Source organism: Bradyrhizobium sp. Pha-3, from assembly GCF_042258325.1.
Classification (GTDB): Bacteria; Pseudomonadota; Alphaproteobacteria; order Rhizobiales; family Xanthobacteraceae; genus Bradyrhizobium; species Bradyrhizobium elkanii.
In genome coordinates this window covers 4,468,681-4,489,429 of record NZ_CP170151.1, presented here as the reverse complement: position 1 = coordinate 4,489,429, position 20,749 = coordinate 4,468,681, and the positions used below count along the sequence as shown (strand labels likewise).

Sequence of the window (20,749 nt, the reverse complement as noted above, 5' to 3'; positions counted from 1 at the left end):
ATATGACGGAACAAAGATTTTTTCTCGCACCGCAACAGAGCGAAATGCTGGATTTTGACTGATTTGCGTTGCCGCACCGCGCGATGACGCCCTCCAAACGACGCGATATTGTACCTCAGATGAGCAACGTTAGTACCGACACCCAGACCACCCCGAAATTCAACGCCGAAGCCTTCGCGATGAACATCGCGCGGGCGATGGAGAGCAGCGGCCAGGCGCTGGCAGCCTATCTCAAGCCGCGCCAGACGGGAGAAGTCCGCGACAAGCCGCCGAATGAGCTCGGTGAGGTCATCAAGACCTTCAGCGTGATCGCCGAATACTGGCTGTCCGACAAGGAGCGCGCCTCGTCGCTGCAGATGCAGCTCGGCAAAGACTACCTCGATCTCTGGGGCTCGGCGGTGCGCCGCATGGCCGGCGAGGCCGATGCCAAGCCGGCGATCGCCCCGGCCCCGCGCGACAAGCGCTTCCAGGATCCGGAATGGAAGTCGAACCAGTTCTTCGACTTCATCCTGCAGCTCTATCTGCTGACCTCAAAATGGGCGCAGCAGCTGGTCCATGACGCCGACGGGATCGATCCCCACACGCGCAAGAAAGCCGAATTCTACGTCCAGCAGATCAGCAACGCGCTGGCGCCGTCGAACTTCGTGCTGACCAATCCGGAGGTGCTGCGCGCCACCGTCGAGACCAATGGCGACAATCTGGTGCGCGGCATGAAGATGCTGGCCGAGGATATCGAGGCCGGCCACGGCACGCTGCGGATCCGCCAGTCCGACTCGAGCAATCTCGAGGTCGGCGTCAACATGGCGACGACGCCGGGCAAGGTGATCTTCCAGAACGAGCTGATGCAGCTGATCCAGTATTCGCCGGCGACCGAGAACGTGCTGCGCACGCCGCTTTTGATCGTGCCGCCCTGGATCAACAAGTTCTACATCCTCGATCTGCGCCCCGAGAAATCCTACATCAAATGGTGCGTCGACCAGGGCATCACGGTGTTCGTGATCTCCTGGGTCAATCCGGACAAGGAGCTCGGCAAGAAGACCTGGGCCGACTACATGACCGAAGGCCCGCTGACGGCGATGGACGTCATCGAGAAGGTCACCGGCGAGATGAAGGTGCATACCGCCGGCTATTGCGTCGGCGGCACCCTGCTCGCCTCGACGCTCGCCTATCTCGCCGAGAAGCGCCGCCAGCGTGTGACGTCGGCGACGTTCTTTGCCGCGCAGGTCGACTTCACCCATGCAGGCGATCTCCTGGTGTTCGTCGACGAGGACCAGATCTCGGCGCTCGAACGCGACATGCAGGAATCCGGCGTGCTCGAGGGCAGCAAGATGGCGATGGCCTTCAACATGCTGCGCTCCAACGACCTGATATGGTCGTATGTCGTGAACAATTATCTGAAGGGCCAGACGCCCTCCTCGTTCGACCTGCTGCACTGGAATTCGGATGCGACGCGGATGCCGTCGTCGAACCACTCCTACTACCTGCGCAACTGCTATCTGGAGAACCGGCTGTCGACCGGCACCATGGTGCTGGACAACACGCTGCTCGATCTGTCGAAGGTGAAGGTGCCGGTCTACAACCTCGCCGCCCGCGAGGATCACATCGCGCCGGCCGAATCGGTGCTCTACGGTTCGCAGTTCTTCGGCGGCCCGGTGAGATATGTGCTGTCCGGCTCCGGCCATATCGCCGGCGTGGTCAACCCGCCCGCGTCGAAGAAGTACCAGTACTGGACCAACGACAACATCAAGGACATGAAGCTCGCCGACTGGCTGAATGGCGCCGAGGAGCACAAGGGCTCGTGGTGGCCCGACTGGCGCGGCTGGCTGGAAAGCCATGATCCGGAGACGGTCCCGGCGCGCATGGTCGGCTCCAACGGCACGCAGGTGCTCGAGGACGCTCCGGGCAGCTATGTCCGCGTCCGCGCGTAGCGCCAAGTCTCCCGCTCAGCTATAAACAGACGGTCCCGACGCTCGGGAATCGAATTCACGTGAGGGGGAGACGATGACGCGCGAACTGTTCTGGCTGTCGCTGACGGTGATCCTGACCGGGCTGCTGTGGATCCCCTACATCATCAACCGCTGTCAGGTTCGGGGCCTCTCCGGCGCCATGGGCAACCCCTCGCGCAACGACAAGCCGCATGCGGAATGGGCCAACCGGCTGATGTTCGCCCATGACAACGCGGTCGAGAACCTCGTGATCTTCGCGCCGCTGGTCCTGATCCTCAACGCGGCCGACTATTCCACCAAATGGACCGTGCTCGCCTGCGCCGTCTATTTCTGGGCCCGCGTCGCCCACCTTATCGTGTACACGCTCGGCCTGCCGGTGTTCCGCACCCTGGCCTTCACGGTCGGCTTCCTCGCCCAGGCGGTGCTGGCGCTCGCGATCTTCAAGATCGTCTGAGCTCCGACTTCCCGCCGGTCGCGGCGACAGCCGCGCCGGCGCGGCATCAACTACCCGCTCTTCCGCACCACGATATGCAGCATCGTCGCGGGCGCCTCGTCGAAGCTCTTGATCTCGCTGGTGTCGGACGAGACTTGCGTCCACGCCCCTGACGAGGCGTAGGTCGCGGCGAGCCAGTCCGCCGCGGGATAATTGTAGTAACGGCCGATACTGTCGCGGCCATCGCCATGGCCGATCTTGTAGCTCGCGTAGAAAACGCCACCGGGTTTCAGCGCCCGATGGATGCGGCCGATGATGCCGGCCAATTCGTCACGCGGCACGTGCAGCAGGCAGGCGCTGGCCCAGACGCCGTCATAGGCTTCGCGGTCCTCGAGCTCATCGAACAGCATCGCCTCGACGGGATGATTGATGCGGCGCGCCGCGACCTCGGCCATCTCGGGCGACCCGTCGGTCGCACGCAGCACGAAGCCTTCGGCGAGCATGACCGCGGCATGATTGCCGGCGCCGCAGCCGAGTTCGAGGATCGCGCCGCCAGGCGGCAGCAGCTTCAGAAAGCCGATCAGCCGAGTGGACGGGGCTTTCGCCCACCCAGCATAGGCCTCGGCATTGCGCCGATAGAATTGCAGCGTGGCGTCGTCCACGATCCGCTTCGCCGTCAGCTGTCGGCCAGCCCGAGCATCAGCCGCATGTTCTGGACCGCGGCACCCGAGGCGCCCTTGCCCAGATTGTCGAGCCGCGCGACCAGCACCGCCTGGTGATGCTTGTCGCTGGCGAACACATAGAGCTCGAGCTGGTTGGTCTCGTTGAGCGCCTCCGGCTCGAGCCGTCCGCCCTTGGCGGCCTCGTTCTGCAGCGGCATCACCGAGACATATTTGCTGCCGGCGTACCACTTCGCGAGAACAGCCTGCAGGTCGGCACCATCAGGCTTGCCCGGCAGTGCGTCGAGTTGCAGCGGCACCGAGACCAGCATGCCCTGCCGGTAATTGCCGACCGACGGGATGAAGATCGGCCTTCGCGTCAGATGCGAATAGAGCTGCATCTCCGGCACGTGCTTGTGCTCGAAACCGAGGCCGTAGAGCTCGAAGGCCGGCGCGGAGCCGTCCTCGAAGCTGGCGATCATCGACTTGCCGCCGCCCGAATAGCCGCTCACCGCGTTGACGGTGACCGGATAATCCGCCGGCAGCAGGCCGGCATCGACGATCGGCCGCAGCAGCGCGATCGCGCCGGTCGGATAGCAACCCGGATTGGAGACTTTCTTCGCGTTACGGATCTTGTCGGCCTGGTCGGGCACGAGCTCGGGGAAACCATAGGCCCAGTCGGGCGCAACGCGATAGGCCGTCGAGGCGTCGAGCACTTTCGGCGCGGCATTGCCCATCGTGTCGATCAGCGCCACGGTCTCCTTGGCAGCCTCGTCAGGCAGGCAGAGGATCACGAGATCCACCTCCTCCATCAGCGCGCGCTTGGCACCGGCGTCCTTCCGCTTGTCCTCGGCGATGTGCTTCACCGCGACGTCGCCGATCGAGAGCAGCCGCTCCTGGATACCGAGGCCGGTCGTGCCGGATGCGCCATCGACGAACACGGTCGCCTTGGTCGCACCGCTTTTGGTTTTCGGTTGGTTGGTGTCGGTGAGGGTCATGGCACGTTCCTTTCGAGCTCGTTCGTTTCGTTTAACACATCTGGCCGCGCCTGCGCCGCCAACGGGGATAGGCAGTTATCCTTAGATTGAGCGCCCCTTGCCAGCGACAACAACCCCCGCTCATGGAAATAGCGCGATCTGCTCCAGTCCGGTGGTTTCGGGCAAGCCGAACATCAGGTTCATGTTCTGGATCGCCTGTCCGGCCGAACCCTTCACAAGATTATCGAGCGTCGAGAGCACGATGGCGCGGTTCTTGATCCGGTCGGCGACGACGCCGATCTGAACGTAATTCGAACCACGCACGTTCTGCGTCTGTGGCAGCACATCCTTCTTCGTCACATATACGAACGGCTCGTTGGCGTAGGCCCTTTCCAGCTCGGCGCGCAAATCGTCCGGCGTAGCCCCGTTGAGCTTGACATAGGATGTGCAGAACTCACCCCGCGCCATCGGAATGAGATGCGGGGTGAAGTTCACCGTCACAGCCGAGCCAGCGGCCGCGCCAATCTCCTGCTCAATCTCCGCCGAGTGTCGATGGCTTCCGATCGAATAGAGCGACAACCCTTCGCCGGCCTCGCTGAACAGCGTATTCTGCTTCAGTCCGCGTCCGGCGCCGGTGACGCCCGACTTTGCGTCGATGATGATGTCGTCGACGTCAATCAGCTTTGCCTTCGCCAGCGGAACAAGCGCCAGCAGCACCGCCGTCGGATAGCAGCCGGGACAGGCTACCAGCCGCGCGGCCGTGACCTCCTCCCGGTAGAGTTCAGTCAGCCCATAGACCGCCTCGTCCTGCAATTCGAGCGCCCGGTGCTCATGGCCGTACCATTGCGCATAGCTGTCTTTGTTGCGCAGCCGGAAATCCGCGGACATATCGAGGATCTTGATTCTGGGATTGGCTTTCAGCACCGCCGCGATGATCTCTTGCGTCGTCCCGTGCGGCAGTCCGCAGAACACGGCATCGAGCCGCGTCCAGTCGACCTTTTCCCATTCCACGAGTTTTGGCAGGTCGAGCATGAAGAAGTGAGGAAACACCTCGCTCATCGTCTTGCCGGCATGGGTGTTAGCGGTAAGCGCGGTGATTTCGGCATTCGGGTGCCGCGCCAACAGGCGCACCGCGTCGGCGCCGGTGTAGCCGGACGCGCCCAAGATGCCGATTTTCTTCTTCGTCATCACGCGCCCCCTTGAAGCGTCGTCATTTCGGGTTGTGTCGCTGCGAAAGCCTGCGGGCGCACCTCGCGCATCAAGGCCGCGATGTCCCGGGCACCGGCTTCGGCCTGCAAAGCGAGCGTGTTGCCGACCGCTGCGAAATCGATTTCAGACTTGTGCTGGTTCAGCTTGAAGCTGCCCTCCACCTCTTCCACCATCATCTCGAGGCCCACGATGGCCTTCTTCATGGTTTCCAGCCTCGCGGCGGTCATCTTGCCCGACACCCACGGCTTTTTCGGCAGCAGCCGGTCCTCGAACTTTGCGCTCAGTGCGTCGATCTGAACGGCAAGCTCGTCATCCGACAACGTCCGCACCGGCCCGGTCAGATGCACCGCCTGATAGAGCCAGGTCGGCACCTGATCGGGTGACACGTACCAGTCCGGCGAAACATAGGCGTCGGCGCCGGTAACGGCCAGCAGCCAAGGTGACCCGCCCGCCAGCTTTACCAGCGGATTATGACGGGCAACATGAAACAGCGCCTGCGGTGTGCCGTCAGCGGAATAGGTCAGATAGAACGGAAGCGCGGAGGCGATCGGCTTGCCGCCGTCCCACGCGCAGGCGATGCCAAAACCGCGCGCTTCCGCGAAGGCAAGGCTCGCGGCGCGGTCAGGCTTGAAAGGCGGTGGCGTATACATGATTGATGCTCCTGCATGACGAAGGAGCCGCCAGATCGAACCGCGTGTCTTTTTCAGGAGAGCGCCGCGGGATCAGGTCCGGCGGCAGAGGCGATGGTCTTAAACGCGAGCGACCGCCCATACCGCGATAGTGCGGCGGCGGCGGGCAATGATGATGGTCGCGGCGTTGATCATGGGCGCGGCTATAAGGCCGCGCCCGCTTGACGTCAAGAAAAACCGTTCAGATCGCTGGATTCCACGGTGCCGGCACGACGCGATAGCCGCTGCCGTCCTTCACCACATGGCCGAGGCCCGGGAACGGATAGTGGAAGCCCTGCACCTGGAGCCGCTCGGCAACCACCATGTCGTAGATGCGGCGGCGGGTCTTCTCCGCCACGTCGCCGTCCTGGTCGAAGAACGCATGCCAGCCGGGGTTGGTCGCGAACAGGTTCGGATTGTTGGTGACGTCGGACTGGATGAAGACCTTGTCCGAGCCGGAGGCCAGCACGTAGGAGGTATGACCCGGCGTGTGGCCGACGGTCTCGACCGAGGTCAGGCCCGGCGCGATCTCCTTGCCCCACTCATAGGGCGTGACCTTCTTCTTCAGGCCGGCCTCGAAGATATTGCGGTTGTTCTTGAACAGGCCCTGCATGCGGCCGGCCGGCGCCCGGCTCATCTCGCCGTCGTCCATCCAGAACTTCCACTCGGTTGCCGGCACCAGCACCTCCGCATTCGGGAATGCCGGCGTGCCTTCGGCGGTCAAGAGGCCGTTCACGTGGTCGCCGTGGAAGTGCGAGATCACGACCATGTCGACATTCTTGGGATCGAAGCCGGCGGCGACGAAATTGTCGGCGAACAGGCCATTGGTGCCCTTCGTGCTGGCCTTCGCCAGCGCGCCATTGCCGGTGTCGATCACCACCAGCTTGCCGCCGGTGTTGAGCACCAGCGGTGCGAACCAGATCGTCATCATGTCGCGCGGCATGAACGCCTTCTCCAGCGCCGCGTTGACGTCGTCCCGCTTCGCATTGGGGATGAACGAATCTTCCAGCTTGAAGACATTCTTGCCGTCGGACACCACAGTGACGAGGATGTCGCCGACCTTGTAGCGATAGAAGCTCGGTGCCTGCTTGTCGGCCGCGGGCGCTGCGGCACCCGCGGGAACGGCTGATAGCAACGGTGCAGCGGCGATGCCGGCAGCGCCGGCGAGAGCGTGACGTCGTGTCAATTCCATGTGGTGTCCTCCCAGTGAAGCTGCGCCCGATGAATTCGCGCCTGGTGGGCGCGGTTGTATCAGCGTTTCGATGCTCGCGCGATGACGACGGCGCGAGCGGTTGTCCTCCCGCCTAACCCCTGCAGGTCGGCCTTATTCCGGAGCTTGCTACACCACCCGCCACACCCACTCGATGGCATGCGCAATGACGTCGCCGAACAACAGCAGTGCCGCCGACCAGACCAGCGCGGAGACGAAATTGGCGATCTGGAATTGCCAGTACGACATCTCGAAAATGCCGGCCGCAAGCGGCACCGAGGCGCGCAGTGGACCGAAGAAGCGGCCGATGAAGATGCTGGGCACGCCCCAGCTCTTCACGAAGGCCTCGCCGCGCGGCAGAATCTCCGGATAGCGCGACAGCGGCCACATCTGCGCGACCTGCTCCTTGTAGCGATAGCCGAACCAGTAGGAGACCCAGTCGCCGAGTGCAGCGCCGACGCCGCCCGCGATCCAGATCGGCCAGAAGCTGATCCCGCTGACGCCGATCAGGGCGCCGATCGCGACCAGCGCGCCCCAGGCCGGAACCAGCAATGAAATGAAGGCGAGCGATTCAGCGAACGCCAGCAGCATGACGATCGGAGCGGCCCAGGCCTGGTGATGGCGCACGAATTCGGCCAGGGCCCGCGCAAGGTCTTCCATCTCGTCGTGTGCCTTCCCGCTCCGTTGAACCTCGAATGAACCTTTCTAGCGGCACGCAGCCTAAGAACAGGTAAGCCAGCCGATTGCGTGACATCAAGTCACAAAGGCGGGGATCGAGCGTGATTTCCCGTAAGACCCCTGAGGTTCGGGCTGGCAGGCATCTCCCTCACAAGAAAAAGGAAATACCGGATGATCGGATCGCTGATGATGTGCGTGAGCGTTCTCGTCCTGCTGTTCGGAATGCTCGCGGGCATCGCCATGGGTATTCAGCACGACTTCACGTAGGGACCGGCGCATGCGCATCTCAATCTGGTCGGCGGCGTGCTGCTGTTCCTGTTCGGCCTCTACTACCGGCTGGTGCCGGAAGCGGGCAGCATGCTGCTCGCCAGAATCCAGGGCTGGCTGCATATCGTCGGCGGCGTCCTGTTCCCGGCCGGCGTGGCCGCCGTGCTGCTGAAGGGTCCTTCGTTCGAGGCCGCGCCGATCGTCGGGTCACTGCTGGTGGTCGCCGCCATGGCCCTGTTCACGGTCGTTGTGTTCCGTACCTCGAAGGCGTAATCGCGGTCTCCTATCTATGGGGATGGCCGGGCTCCAGGGCGCGGCCGTCCCCATTGGCAGCCCATCCGTGGCATAGTCAAAGCAACCGATTCGCCGCGCCGTGACTGGCGCGCCACTTGAAGAACCATGGCCAAATCATTGAAATCGAACGCCAAAAGCAAATCTGCCGACGATCTGTTCGAAGCCCCGGAGCCGAAGGGACGCGCCCCGGCGAAGGCTGCTTCGCGATCCGCTGGAGGCGCGGAAGCCGGCTATACGGCGGCTGACATCGAGGTGCTGGAGGGGCTGGAACCGGTCCGCCGGCGTCCCGGCATGTATATCGGCGGCACCGACGAGAAGGCCCTGCACCACCTGTTCGCCGAGGTGATCGACAACTGCATGGACGAGGCGCTGGCGGGCCACGCCACCTTCATCGACGTGGAGCTGACCGCCGACGGCTTCCTGACCGTGACCGACAATGGCCGCGGCATTCCGGTCGACCCACATCCGAAATTCCCGAAGAAGTCGGCGCTCGAAGTCATCATGTGCACGCTGCATTCGGGCGGCAAGTTCGACTCCAAGGTCTACGAGACCTCGGGCGGTCTGCATGGCGTCGGCGTCTCCGTGGTCAACGCCCTCTCCTCGCGACTTGAGGTCGAGGTTGCGCGCAGCGGGCAGTTGCACCGCATGACGTTCGAGCGCGGCCATCCCAAGGGCAAGCTCGAAGACCTCGGCAAGGTCAACAACCGCCGCGGCACGCGCATCCGTTTCAAGCCGGACACCGACATTTTCGGCGCCAAGGCGGCTTTCAAGCCGCAGCGTCTGTTCAAGATGACGCGCTCGAAGGCCTATCTGTTCGGCGGCGTCGAGATTCGCTGGCACTGCGACCAGGAACTGTTGAAGGGCGTCGAAGACGTCCCGGCGGAAGCCAAATTCCACTTCCCCGGCGGGCTGAAGGATTATCTGGCCGCGGCGATCCACGCCGACACCCTGGTGCATCAGGATATCTTCTCCGGCAAATCCGGCCGCAGCGGCGCGCATGGCTCGTGCGAATGGGCGGTGGCCTGGACGGCCGATGCCGACGGCTTCCTGTCGTCCTACACCAACACGGTGCCGACACCCGACGGCGGTACGCATGAATCCGGCCTGCGCAGCGCTTTGCTGCGCGGCCTCAAGGACCACGCCGAACGCGCGGGCCAGGGCAAGCGCGCGGCCACCATCACCTCCGAAGACGTGATGGTGGGCGCGGCCGTCATGCTCTCGGTGTTCGTGCGCGAGCCTGAATTCCAGGGCCAAACGAAAGACCGCCTCGCCACCGCCGAAGCGCAGCGGATCGTCGAACAGGCGATGAAGGACCCGTTCGACCACTGGCTGTCAGGCAATCCCAACCAGGCCAACCGGCTGCTCGACTTCGTGATCGATCGCGCCGAGGAGCGGCTGCGCCGCCGCCAGGAAAAAGAGACCGCGCGCAAGACCGCCGGCAAGAAACTGCGTCTGCCCGGCAAGCTCGCCGATTGCTCCGACGCAGGCACCGAAGGCTCCGAGCTGTTCATCGTCGAAGGTGACTCGGCCGGCGGCAGCGCCAAGCAGGCGCGCGACCGCAAGACGCAGGCCGTGCTGCCGCTGCGCGGCAAGATCCTCAACGTCGCCTCTGCCGGCAAGGACAAGCTGACCGCCAACGCGCAGCTCTCCGACCTCGTGCAGGCGATCGGCTGCGGCACGCTCGCGCATTACCGCGAAGAGGATCTGCGCTACCAGCGCATCATCATCATGACCGACGCCGACGTCGACGGCGCGCACATCGCATCGCTCCTGATCACCTTCTTCTACCGGCAGATGCCGCGGCTGATCGACGAGGGCCACCTCTATCTGGCGGTTCCGCCGCTCTATAAGCTGAAGCACGGCACCAAGTCGATCTACGCCCGCGACGACGCGCACAAGGATGAGCTGCTGAAGAGCGAATTCAATGCCAATGCCAAGGTCGAGGTGAATCGCTTCAAAGGCCTTGGCGAGATGATGCCGGCGCAGCTGAAGGAAACCACGATGGATCCGGCCAAGCGCACGCTGCTGCGCGTGGTGCTGCTGGCCGACGATCGCGAGGGCACCGCCGACTCGGTCGAACGGCTGATGGGAACCAAGGCCGAAGCGCGCTTTGCCTTCATCTCCGACAAGGCCGAATTCGCCAGCGACGACCTGCTCGACGTCTAAGGCCCAACCGATTGATCTGAAATGAGTTTCCGGCCGCCTCCAGATTGGGGGCGGCCATTGCCATTTGCCTGTTCGGAGAGCCCCAGCGGCTTCGTTTTCGGCCGGTTGTGTCCCACCAGCAACAGCATTTCCGGTGGAACCACGTATAGTCCGACCATGAGTTTCGGGAATCGGTGCCAGCGCACTCCCCTGAGCGACCTGATCGAACGCTAAGTCGAGGATTTGGATATGAAGAAGATTTTGCTCGCTCTGACCGCGGTTGCTGCGATGACGGCCTCGGCGTCGGCTGCCGACCTGGCCGCCCGCCCCTATACCAAGGCTCCTGCCCCGCTCCCGGTCGCTCCGAGCTGGACCGGCTTCTACATCTTCGGCGGTGGCGGTGGCGGCGTCTGGGACGCTGACACCGGCGTTCAGTCGACCGCCACGGGCGCTCCGATCCTCGGCTTCAACCAGCGCCAGGGCGGCGATGGCTGGTTCGGCACCGTCGGCGCCGGTTACGACTGGCAGACCGCCAACAGCTGGGTCATCGGCGTGTTCGCCGACGGTCAGTTCGGCAGCCTGAAGGGCACGATCCAGGATCAGGGTCCGTTCGTCGCCGGCAACATCAAGAACGATTACAGCTGGGCCGCTGGTGCGCGCCTCGGCTATCTGATCGCCCCGAACGTTCTGTCCTACGTCAACGCCGGTTACTCCAGCTCGCACTGGAAGGGCACCACGCTGTTCAACACCGCGACCGCTCTTCCCTCGGGCCTGCACACCAACGGCTTCGATCGCAGCGGCTGGTTCGTCGGCGGCGGCGTCGAGAACAACCTGAACATTTTCGGCATCACCGCGCCGGGCTGGTTCATGAAGACCGAATATCGCGCCGCTTACTACGACAACAAGAACATCTCCGAGCTGGCCGACGGCACCAACATCTCGAACGGCCGCGACATCACCTTCAAGCCGTTCGTGCAGACCATCAGCACCTCGCTGGTCTACCGCTTCAACTGGACCGGTCCGGTTGTTGCCAAGTACTGAGCTGTGTACTGATCCCTGCTGAGATAGCAGACCAAAGCCCCGGCATCGTCCGGGGCTTTTTTGTTGCCCGAACGTCCCGGGAATCGCCCCACGCACACGCCCGCCGGCGCAGGGCGGACCGGCTGTGGTTGATCTGGTCAGCGCCGTGACGATCGGGCACTCTCGCGCCCGGTTCAAAGTTCAGCGGACAACAACAATGAAAAACGGACAGTTTGATCTCTCGGGCCGGGTCGCCATCGTCACCGGCGGCAATGGCGGCATCGGGCTTGGCATGGCACGCGGCCTCGCAGACGCCGGCGCGGCGGTTGCCGTGGTCGGCCGCAACGAGGCGAAGTCGAAGGCCGCCGTCGAGGATCTCGGCAAGCGCGGCGCCAAGGCAATCGCGGTGGCAACCGACGTGACCGACAAGGCCGCGGTCGCGGCCATGGTCGAACGGGTCGTTCGTGAGCTCGGCCGGATCGACATTCTCGTCAACAACGCCGGCATGAGCATCCGCAAGCCTCCGCACGAGCTCGAGCTCGAGGAGTGGAGCAAGGTGATCGACACCAACCTCACCAGCGCGTTCATGTGCTCGAAGGCGGCCTATCCGGCGCTCAAGGCGTCGGGCCACGGCAAGATCATCAATATCGGCTCGATGATGTCGATCTTCGGTGCGAGCTTCGCCGCGGCCTATGCCGCGAGCAAGGGCGGCATCGTGCAGTACACCCGCGCCTGCGCCAACGCCTGGGCTCCCGACAACATCCAGGTCAACGCCATCCTGCCCGGCTGGATCGATACCGACCTGACCAAGGGCGCACGCCAGCAGGTGGCCGGGCTGCACGAGCGTGTGCTTGCGCGCACGCCGGCGGCACGCTGGGGCGCGATCGACGACTTCGCCGGCATCGCCGTGTTCCTGGCGTCGCCGGCATCGGACTTCGTCACCGGCACCGCGATCCCCGTCGACGGCGGCTATTCGGTGATGGCCTGAAAACACGAGCTCTCTTCCCATCGCGCGGCGCGCGTTTCAGCCCGCGGCCGGCGAATGCACGTGCTCCGGCCGCACCCCGATGGCGACCAGACGTGCGGTGAGGCCCTGCAGCCAGGGCATTGCCGTGATCAACCGCAGCGGCAACGGCACCGGCTGATCGCCGGCCTTCAGCGCCGCGCTGATGATGTTGTTCTGCGCAATCACCTGCATGCGCTGCGTCACGCGCACCGGGAATTCGCGGCGACGCCGCACCGCATCGAGTTCGTCTTCCGACGGCACGCCGTGAACGAGCTTCGCCGCCAGGATGTTGGCGGTCGCGACCGCATCCTGCACCGCGAGGTTGACGCCGACGCCGCCGATCGGCGACATCGCATGCGCGGCGTCGCCGATGCAAAGCAGGCCGGGACGGGTCCAGCGCGTCAGGCGATTGATCGCGACCGTGAGCAGCTTGACGTCGTCAAAGCTCTTCACGTCGGCAATGCCGGCCTTGACGATCGGCGCCAGCCGCAGCACGTCGTCGAGCAGCGCCGGCAATCCCCTCGCCTTCACGGCCTCGTATTGGCCCTTGGCGATCACATAGGCGCATTGCCAGTAGTCGCCGCGATCGAACGTCACCATCATCTTGCCGTGCTCGACGCGGGCGAACAGATTCTCGGTCTCATCCGGACGCCGCCCGACGCGAAACCACAAGACGTCCATCGGCGCGCCGATCTCCTCGACGTCGAGGCCGGCGCGCTCGCGCACGATCGAATGACGTCCGTCGCAGCCGATGGTGAGATCCGCTTCGATCTCAACCGGGCCATCGGGCGTGTTCGCGCGCACGCCCGCGACAGCATCGCCGCGCCGGATCAGATCGGTCGCCTCGGCCTCCATCAGCACCTTCAGCGAAGGGAAGCGCCTGCCGCTCTCGCGCAGGAAATTGAGGAAATCCCACTGCGGCATCATCGCGATGAAGGGGTATTTGACGCTGAGGCGGCGGAGGTCGGCGATCCGCACCGAGGTGCCGCCGAACATGCCGTCGAGCGTCTGAATGTCCTGATGCGGCAGCTTCAGGAAGCCGTCGATCAGGCCGAGTTCGTCCATCACCTGCAGGGTCGACGGATGCACGGTGTCGCCGCGGAAATCGCGGAAGAAGTCGGCGTGCTTCTCCAGCACCACGACATCGACCCCGGCGCGTCCGAGCAGATAGCCAAGCATCATGCCGGCCGGCCCGCCACCGACCACGCAGCAGCGGATCCTGATCTGACGCGTGTTGGGCCCTGCCGGATTGCCTGCATCCATGATGCCGTCCTCACCGCTGCCTCGCCCTTCAGGACCCGATTGTAACGCGGATCGGGCGGCAAGGATGCAAGGCTAACGCCTGAAGGTCTTGATTTCCGACACGCTGCCGTCGCGATAGGTCAGCTCGACCGAGACCGCCTTGGTCTGCGGCGCAAGCTTCAGATAGGGCTGCGCGTCGGACGGGATCGCGCTGGGATCGCGCGAATTGCAGGGTGGCATCTTCAGGACCTTGTCCGGCACCGCGGTGTCGATGCCGATGCGCACCTCGCGGATCGCGCAGCGATACGACATCAGGTGCGTATAGTAGACCAGCAGCCCGTTGAACTCGCGGAATGACAGCCAGCTGGTCGCGGTCATGTCGAGAATCTTGCGCTGGTCGCGGATCAGCGCGGCGTCGGGATCGAACTTGATCGGGAACGGCCCCTGCATCATGCCTTGCGTATCGACATAGCGTATCTCGATCGTGGCGGCCGGCGCATCGGCCGGCAGCTCGACCGACGGATTGGGCATCCGCTTGCGCGTGCGCGGATCGAGCGTGTCGATGAAGCCGGTTTCGCGGAAATCGCCGCTATCGCCCATCCGCCAGGAAATCCCGAGCGTCGGATCGGCGATCGAGAACACCACGGTCCAGCCGCCATTGTGCCGCGAGAAGCTCGCGATCGGCGCATTGATCGAATCTTCCTTCGGCAGCTTCGGTACCGCGACCGGCGGCAGCGCGGCCACCTGCTGCGGCGGCGCGGACGGCTTGGCCGCCTCGGCCTGCCCCTTGGCGATCCCGTTCAGGAAGACGTCGTCGACCATCTGGTCGAAATAGACCGGGATCTGCTTGTGCTTCACGGTCTCGGCCATCTCGCTGACCAGGCGCCGCGTGCGCTGCGCGACCTGCACGAGATTCTCGCCGGGCTGCAGCAGCTCCTTGGCGAAGGTCCGCGTGAACACCGAATTGGGATTGGCGTCGTCGTTCGAAAGACGGTCGAGCGCGGTCTGGCGCGGCCCCGCCGAAAACACCGAGAACACGCCCTCCGGCAGCTGCGTCATCGGCGCGAGGCCACCGCCGCCGGCGACCGCGCGCGTGCCGGCGCGCTCGAACGGATTGTTGCGGCAGGCGTCGAACACCAGGATCGAGGTCCGCGCCTTCTTGTTCTGCAAGCGCTCGACGATGCGGTCGGCGAGAACAGAGGCGTCGCGCACCAATTCCTCCTGCCCTTCGGTGGCGGCCGGGACGTCGGTCGGCAGCAGGAAATTCTGGCCGGCGATCTCGAAGCCGTGGCCGGCATAGAAGAAGAACGCGGTATCGCCGGGTTCCACGGCGCGGTCGAACGCGAGCAGCGTCTCGGAGAACGCCTGCCGGTTGAGGTTCTCGGCCACCATGACGCTGAAGCCGAGCTGCTTCAGCGTGTCGCCCATGGTGCGGGCGTCGTTGACCGCCTTCTGCAGCCTGGGCACGTTCCTGTAGTCATTGTTGCCGATCACCAGCGCGACGCGCTTTTCGGCCTGGGCGGGTGCGGCCGATGCGACAAATGCAACTGCCCAAAGGATCGCCGAAACTCTCGAAAGCCAACTCTTCATCCCGTTTTCCCGCCTGCACGACAAGTACGCCGCCCGTACGACCGCCGCCTAATAGTCGGAGCAGCCGTTTGGCCGGTTCAAGGCCGACCGCGGGCGGCCGTTCCGGCCGGCCACGCCAGGCCGAAATGAGGGGTCCGATTTGTCTTAGGTCAAGTTTCTTTTTACGGCCCGCGTGATAGATTTTTGGCTCCATCCGGCTCGAGCTCTCCGCACGTCGCAACGGCTTTTCCGTGCACACATGGTCTACTGATCAAGTCGATCCCAAGGATCGCTTCGACTATTGGCGCGAGGTCCGCGCCAAGGGGCTGTTCGGCGTCACCGCCGAGCTGGAAGCCGACCGGCGCCGCGACTTCTTCGGCGAATTCTCGCTGCGCAAGCTCGGCGATGCCGGGCTGGTCGAGTTGCGCGCCTCGCCGTACCGCGTCGAGCGGCGCACGGGTGACATCGCCGACGCGGCCAGCGACAGCCTGTGCATCTACCAGCAGCTTGGCGGCGGCGGCTGGTTCGGCGGCGCGCGGCTCGATGAATTCGCCGTTCGCGACGGCATGTTCGCGACCAGCTATTCGGACCTGCCCTATCGCACTGTCCCGCTGCACGATGACGGCTTCCACCTGCGCATCATCAAGGTGCCGGTGGCGAACATCGTCCCGCCGGGCGCCGAGCTCGGCGAACTCGTCCCCAGGCCCGTGCAGGATAAGACCGCGCTGCGGACCCTGCTGGAATCATGCTTCCGCGACCTCACCGAAAGCAACGGTGCTGCGGCGGCGGGCACGGCTCCGATGGTGCAGGCGCTTGCCCATATCGCGCTGATCGAGCGCGGCATCATGCGGCCGAAGAGCCGCCTCGCGCAGCAGGCCTTGCGAACCGCCCATTTGTCGCTGGCCCGCCGCCTGATCCGGCGCCATCTGGCGCGTGCGGCGCTGTCGCCAACCCTGATTGCCGGCCTGCTCGGCATCTCGGTCCGACACCTGCACATCCTGTTCGAGGAGACCGAGATGAGCTTCTCGGAGACCGTCACCACGCTCCGGCTCGAACAAAGCCGCCGCCTGCTCCGCGAGCAGCCGAGGCAAACGATCGCCGAGGTCGCCTTTGCCTGCGGCTTCGAGAGCCTTGCGACGTTCTACCGCCTCTTCAACGCGTCCGAGTCCATGACGCCGGGCGACTACCGCGCGCAAACGGCCTAAGCGCCCGACCGGACCGGCCGGGACACCGCGCTCGCAATTTGCCGAAGCTCGGCTGCACCCCCTTCGCCTCCCTGAATTTCACACCGCCGCGCGATCCGACCTTCGCTGAACCGAAGTGATCAGCCTGCGCGCATTGAGAAGATATTTTCCGGCCATTTCGCCAGAACCACTGCGGCGCTTCGTCCGGGTTCGGCACCGCAAATTTCCTTACCGGCGACGCGCGCTCTCATGCAGAGCGAGGGATCAGTCACAATGCGCGGTAAGCACGGGGATCACAGCCAGGAAACGCCGGCTACAGGCGCGACGCGCCTTCCTCTCGATGCCGCGGACCTGCGGGCGCATCAAATCCCGGCAGCTGGGCCTGGCCGTCAGGGATCACCGGCGACCAGCAATCGCGGCTGGGCGCCGCTGCTCGAAGCCTGCCTCGCCGACTTCAAGGAAGCGACGGAGGCCGGTGATACCGCGAGCATTCCTGCGCTGGTTAAGATCGTGGCGGACCTTGCGCTGATCGAGCGCGGTGTGATCAGGCCGGGCAGCCGCCGCGCGCAGCAGGCGCTGCGCGTCGGCCGGCTCAGCCTCGCGCGCCGCCTGATCACGCGTCACCTGGCAAAGCCGGCGCTGTCGCCAAGCAGGGTCGCCGAGATGCTCGGCGTCTCGGTGCGCTACCTGCACGTTTTGTTCGAAGCGACCGGGACCAGCTTTTCTCAGACCGTCACCGCCCAGCGCCTGCGCGAGAGCCGAAGGCTGCTTTGCGAAAAGCCGCCGCGGCCGATCGCCGACATCGCGCTCACCTGCGGGTTCGGCAGCCTCGCCACCTTCTACCGGATATTCGGCGCATCCGAAGGCCTGACGCCCGGCGAATTCAGGATGAAAAACAGCGTGGAAGCCCCCGTGGCGACCTCGCCGTCCGGGGCGGGGATCGTGATTCTTTTGACCGCCAAATGACGAAAAAGACGCTTATTTCAGTCAAAACGTTAAGCTTTTTCGGCTACCCGGCTGGTTCCAAGATTGACTTTACCGCTTTCGCCCCTATGTTGCGGGCAACGCGGCCCTCGGATCGAAACGCGATTCGTCAGGTTTGCCGTCCGTCAGCGTTAGTCAGAGCCCCCGAGCTTTATAGAAAAGCGAGCCGTTTCGGGGCCGAACGCGACAGCCTTTTACCTGCGATGCCGAACGGCGGTTTCGACCAGAGGCTCAATGTCTTTTTCCAATCTAGGCCTGTCCGATAAGGTCCTCGCCGCAGTTGCGGCCACCGGTTACACCACCCCCACTCCCATCCAGGAACAGGCAATCCCGCACGTCCTCGCCCGGCGCGACGTCCTCGGCATTGCCCAGACCGGCACCGGCAAGACCGCTGCCTTCGTTCTCCCGATGCTCACTCTGCTCGAGAAGGGCCGCGCGCGGGCACGGATGCCCCGCACCCTGATCCTCGAGCCGACCCGCGAGCTTGCCGCGCAGGTGAAGGAGCAGTTCGACAAATACGGCGCCGGTCAGAAATTGAACGTGGCGCTGCTGATCGGCGGCGTCTCGTTCGGCGACCAGGACTCCAAGCTGATGCGCGGCGTCGACGTCCTGATCGCAACGCCCGGCCGCCTGCTCGACCACACCGAACGCGGCGGATTGCTGCTCACCGGCGTCGAGCTGCTGGTGATCGACGAAGCCGACCGCATGCTCGACATGGGTTTCATTCCCGACATCGAACGCATCTGCAAGCTCGTCCCCTTCACGCGGCAAACCCTGTTCTTCACCGCGACGATGCCCCCGGAGATCAGCCGCATCACCGAGGCCTTCCTGCACAATCCGGCCCGGATCGAAGTTTCCAAACCCGCGACCACCGCCGTCACCGTCACGCAATTGCAGGTCCCGGCCGGTCGCGAAGCGCATGACAAGCGCGAGATCCTCCGCCGCCTGCTGCGCGACGCCAAGGATCTCAACAACGCGATTATCTTCTGCAATCGCAAGCGCGAAGTCGCCGTCCTTCACAAATCACTCCAGAAGCACGGCTTCAGTGTCGGCGCCCTGCACGGTGATATGGATCAATCCGCCCGCACCGCGGCCCTCGATCAATTCCGCAAGGGCGAGATTCCGCTGCTCGTCGCCTCCGACGTCGCCGCCCGCGGTCTCGACATTCCCGCGGTGAGCCACGTCTTCAATTTCGACGTCCCGCACCATCCGGACGATTACGTCCACCGCATTGGCCGTACCGGCCGCGCCGGACGCACCGGCACCGCGATCTCCATCGTCACCTCGCTCGATAGCAAATCGATGACTGCGATCGAGAAGCTGATCGGCCAGCCGATCCCGCGCGCCGAGGGCGACTACACCGTTCACAGCGAGGGCTCCGACGAGGACGCCGCTCCGCGCCGCTCGCGCAGCCGCGAAGGTTCGCGCGACGGCGCCCGTGGCGGCCGCAAGCCGCGACGTGAACGCGAGCCGCGTGACGGTGAGCACGAGCCGCGTCACGGTGAACGCGAAGCGCGTCACGGTGAACGCGAAGCGCGTCGCGAGCGGCAGCCCCGCGAGGAGCGCGCAGCGAAGCCGGAGCGTGAACCGCGCCACGGCCGCAATTCGGCTCCGCAGGCCGCTCCGTCGCACGTACCGTCGATCGGGCGTGCCGAGCCACGGCGGCCGCAGCGCGAGGTGGACCACGAGCCCGCCGATCATTCGCACCTGCCCGCCTTCCTGCTGCGACCTGTGCGCGCACGCGCGTAAAGTCTGCTCCGATGCCGCCGCGCCAGCGGCGGTAGTCCAGCCAATCTCTGTTGCCGCCCGCGACCGGTGCACACGTCGATTCCCGGCGTTTGAATCAAATGCGCGCAGTTTTCGCATCGCAATGCGGGCAAACGAGAAGCGTCCGAAAGTGGCGCTCAAGACGGACAAGCATCGGGCGCGCCGCATGGTCGTCGCAACCGGCTTCCCCGCAGTTCCACCATTTACCTTGCCTTCACTCTCGTCCCGTACCCTCGCCCCAATAGTTTAGTCATTGCTGCCGGGCTTAATCGGCATTGCGTGCATTGAGGACGTGACAGTGGTCAAGCTGCTGGACGAACACGAACGTACGCTGGCCTTTGCCGAAGTCGCACTTGGCCAGATCCGCTCGCTTCGCCAGACCGCCGTCCCCCGCAACTACGAAATCTGGTACGTCTACGCGACCGGATACAACGCGCCGCTCAACAAGGTCATCAACGAGACGCTGGCCCGCAGCGGCAAGCTCTCTGAATCCGATCTCGAGCAGATCTACGAAACCTACCTTTCGCACATCAAGACCTCGGACCGCATCGACAAGGTCGGCGCGCGCGTCATCGGCGAGATCGACGCCGTCATGAAGCTGATCACCGACGCGCTCGGCGTGTCCGCGACCTATGACGCCAGCCTCGTCGGCGCCAGCGACGAGCTCGCGAGCGCGACCACCCGCGATCACATCAAGGCAATCGTCGATAGCCTGGCAAAATCGACGCGCGAGATGCGCGAGACCAATCAGGCATTGGAGAACCGGCTCGCGCTGTCGAAGTCGGAGATCAGCGACCTGCAACACAGCCTCGAGGCGATCCGCGCCGAGAGCCTGACCGATCCGCTCACCGGCCTCGGCAACCGGAAATATTTCGACCGCTCGATCGACATGGCGGTGCAGGCCGCGCTCGCCAGCGGCGAGCCGCTGTCGCTCCTGATGTTCGACATCGACCACTTCAAGTCGTTCAACGACTCCTACGGCCATCTCACCGGCGACCAGGTGCTGCGGCTGGTGGCGCAGTCGCTGAAGCAGAACATCAAGGGCCAGGACATCACCGCCCGCTATGGCGGCGAGGAATTCGCCGTGGTGCTGCCCAACACGGCGCTGCGGCAGGCGCTGACGGTCGCCGACCACATCCGCCGCGCCGTGATGGCCAAGGAGCTGAAGAAGAAGTCGACCGGCGAGATCCTCGGCCGTGTCACGATCTCCGTCGGCGTATCCATGCTGAAGCCGACTGACGACACCGACTCGCTGATCGAGCGCGCCGACGCCTGCCTCTATGCCGCCAAGCGCGCCGGCCGCAACCGTGTGATCTGCGAGGCCGATCCGGAATACAGCACCGAGATCCAGACCCGCGTGGCGTGACCCCGGTACCGAGAGGCACTATTCGCGCATTTCAAGAGGCGCGAATTGCTCAGGCAGCTCACTCCACGTCATTGCAAGCGAAGCGAAGCAATCCATCTCGCCGCACATGCGGAACGATGGATTGC

At 64.6% G+C, this 20,749-nt stretch carries 18 protein-coding genes; 10 read left to right on the top strand and 8 right to left on the bottom strand.

What is annotated here, in order from left to right:
* Positions 1-119 precede the first annotated feature (119 nt).
* Both ACE10X_RS20835 and ACE10X_RS20830 read left to right on the top strand, forming a co-directional pair.
* Positions 120-1,928 (top strand): alpha/beta hydrolase, encoded by a 1,809-nt coding sequence (locus ACE10X_RS20835; RefSeq protein ID WP_038386776.1) that lies wholly within the window; start codon positions 120-122, stop codon positions 1,926-1,928.
* Positions 1,929-2,001: 73 nt separating this feature from the next.
* Positions 2,002-2,400 (top strand): MAPEG family protein, encoded by a 399-nt coding sequence (locus tag ACE10X_RS20830; RefSeq protein ID WP_038386775.1) that lies wholly within the window; start codon positions 2,002-2,004, stop codon positions 2,398-2,400.
* A gap of 50 nt (positions 2,401-2,450) precedes the next feature.
* Here ACE10X_RS20830 and ACE10X_RS20825 read toward each other — a convergent pair whose 3' ends face one another.
* From ACE10X_RS20825 to ACE10X_RS20800, 6 genes are all read right to left on the bottom strand, one after another.
* The gene (locus ACE10X_RS20825) at positions 2,451-3,041 is read right to left on the bottom strand and encodes a bifunctional 2-polyprenyl-6-hydroxyphenol methylase/3-demethylubiquinol 3-O-methyltransferase UbiG (RefSeq protein ID WP_038386774.1); all 591 of its coding nucleotides are present in this window, start codon (positions 3,039-3,041) and stop codon (positions 2,451-2,453) included.
* Between the two features lie 14 nt (positions 3,042-3,055).
* Positions 3,056-4,036 (bottom strand): N-acetyl-gamma-glutamyl-phosphate reductase, encoded by a 981-nt coding sequence (argC, locus tag ACE10X_RS20820; RefSeq protein ID WP_038386773.1) that lies wholly within the window; start codon positions 4,034-4,036, stop codon positions 3,056-3,058.
* Between the two features lie 120 nt (positions 4,037-4,156).
* Positions 4,157-5,203 (bottom strand): N-acetyl-gamma-glutamyl-phosphate reductase, encoded by a 1,047-nt coding sequence (gene argC / locus ACE10X_RS20815; RefSeq protein ID WP_038386784.1) that lies wholly within the window; start codon positions 5,201-5,203, stop codon positions 4,157-4,159.
* The gene (locus ACE10X_RS20810; protein ID WP_375764520.1) at positions 5,203-5,874 is read right to left on the bottom strand and encodes an FMN-binding negative transcriptional regulator; all 672 of its coding nucleotides are present in this window, start codon (positions 5,872-5,874) and stop codon (positions 5,203-5,205) included. The genes argC (ACE10X_RS20815) and ACE10X_RS20810 overlap by 1 nt, the downstream gene beginning before the upstream one ends.
* Before the next feature lie 220 nt (positions 5,875-6,094).
* A complete protein-coding gene (locus ACE10X_RS20805) occupies positions 6,095-7,084 on the bottom strand; it encodes an MBL fold metallo-hydrolase (protein WP_038386772.1) in 990 nt (329 codons plus the stop codon).
* A gap of 147 nt (positions 7,085-7,231) precedes the next feature.
* The gene (locus ACE10X_RS20800) at positions 7,232-7,762 is read right to left on the bottom strand and encodes a DedA family protein (protein ID WP_028332199.1); all 531 of its coding nucleotides are present in this window, start codon (positions 7,760-7,762) and stop codon (positions 7,232-7,234) included.
* Between the two features lie 321 nt (positions 7,763-8,083).
* On the opposite strand from ACE10X_RS20800, the gene ACE10X_RS20795 reads away from it, so the two are divergent.
* From ACE10X_RS20795 to ACE10X_RS20780, 4 genes are all read left to right on the top strand, one after another.
* Positions 8,084-8,320, top strand: a complete 237-nt coding sequence (locus ACE10X_RS20795; protein ID WP_244435910.1) for a hypothetical protein — start codon at positions 8,084-8,086, stop codon at positions 8,318-8,320.
* Between the two features lie 126 nt (positions 8,321-8,446).
* Positions 8,447-10,507 carry a DNA topoisomerase IV subunit B gene (gene parE / locus ACE10X_RS20790; protein WP_375764519.1) on the top strand — a complete coding sequence of 687 codons (2,061 nt, stop codon included), beginning with the start codon at positions 8,447-8,449 and terminating at the stop codon, positions 10,505-10,507.
* A gap of 228 nt (positions 10,508-10,735) precedes the next feature.
* A complete protein-coding gene (locus ACE10X_RS20785) occupies positions 10,736-11,527 on the top strand; it encodes an outer membrane protein (protein ID WP_038386770.1) in 792 nt (263 codons plus the stop codon).
* A gap of 196 nt (positions 11,528-11,723) precedes the next feature.
* Positions 11,724-12,494, top strand: coding sequence for an SDR family NAD(P)-dependent oxidoreductase (locus ACE10X_RS20780; RefSeq protein ID WP_016842941.1), 771 nt, complete (start codon positions 11,724-11,726; stop codon positions 12,492-12,494).
* A gap of 36 nt (positions 12,495-12,530) precedes the next feature.
* On the opposite strand, the gene ACE10X_RS20775 is transcribed toward ACE10X_RS20780, so the two are convergent.
* Together ACE10X_RS20775 and ACE10X_RS20770 are read right to left on the bottom strand one after the other, a co-directional pair.
* The gene (locus tag ACE10X_RS20775; protein ID WP_080583470.1) at positions 12,531-13,775 is read right to left on the bottom strand and encodes an FAD-dependent oxidoreductase; all 1,245 of its coding nucleotides are present in this window, start codon (positions 13,773-13,775) and stop codon (positions 12,531-12,533) included.
* 72 nt (positions 13,776-13,847) lie between these two features.
* Positions 13,848-15,344, bottom strand: coding sequence for a caspase family protein (locus ACE10X_RS20770; protein WP_038386769.1), 1,497 nt, complete (start codon positions 15,342-15,344; stop codon positions 13,848-13,850).
* Between the two features lie 230 nt (positions 15,345-15,574).
* On the opposite strand from ACE10X_RS20770, the gene ACE10X_RS20765 reads away from it, so the two are divergent.
* From ACE10X_RS20765 to ACE10X_RS20750, 4 genes are all read left to right on the top strand, one after another.
* Complete coding sequence (locus tag ACE10X_RS20765; RefSeq protein WP_375764518.1) at positions 15,575-16,528, top strand: helix-turn-helix transcriptional regulator; 954 nt, start codon at positions 15,575-15,577, stop codon at positions 16,526-16,528.
* 228 nt (positions 16,529-16,756) lie between these two features.
* Positions 16,757-17,473 carry a helix-turn-helix transcriptional regulator gene (locus tag ACE10X_RS20760; RefSeq protein ID WP_080583469.1) on the top strand — a complete coding sequence of 239 codons (717 nt, stop codon included), beginning with the start codon at positions 16,757-16,759 and terminating at the stop codon, positions 17,471-17,473.
* 252 nt (positions 17,474-17,725) lie between these two features.
* Positions 17,726-19,240 carry a DEAD/DEAH box helicase gene (locus ACE10X_RS20755; RefSeq protein ID WP_375764517.1) on the top strand — a complete coding sequence of 505 codons (1,515 nt, stop codon included), beginning with the start codon at positions 17,726-17,728 and terminating at the stop codon, positions 19,238-19,240.
* Positions 19,241-19,556: 316 nt separating this feature from the next.
* On the top strand, positions 19,557-20,624 hold the full coding sequence (locus ACE10X_RS20750; protein ID WP_375764516.1) for a GGDEF domain-containing protein: 1,068 nt from the start codon (positions 19,557-19,559) through the stop codon (positions 20,622-20,624).
* Positions 20,625-20,749 lie beyond the last annotated feature (125 nt).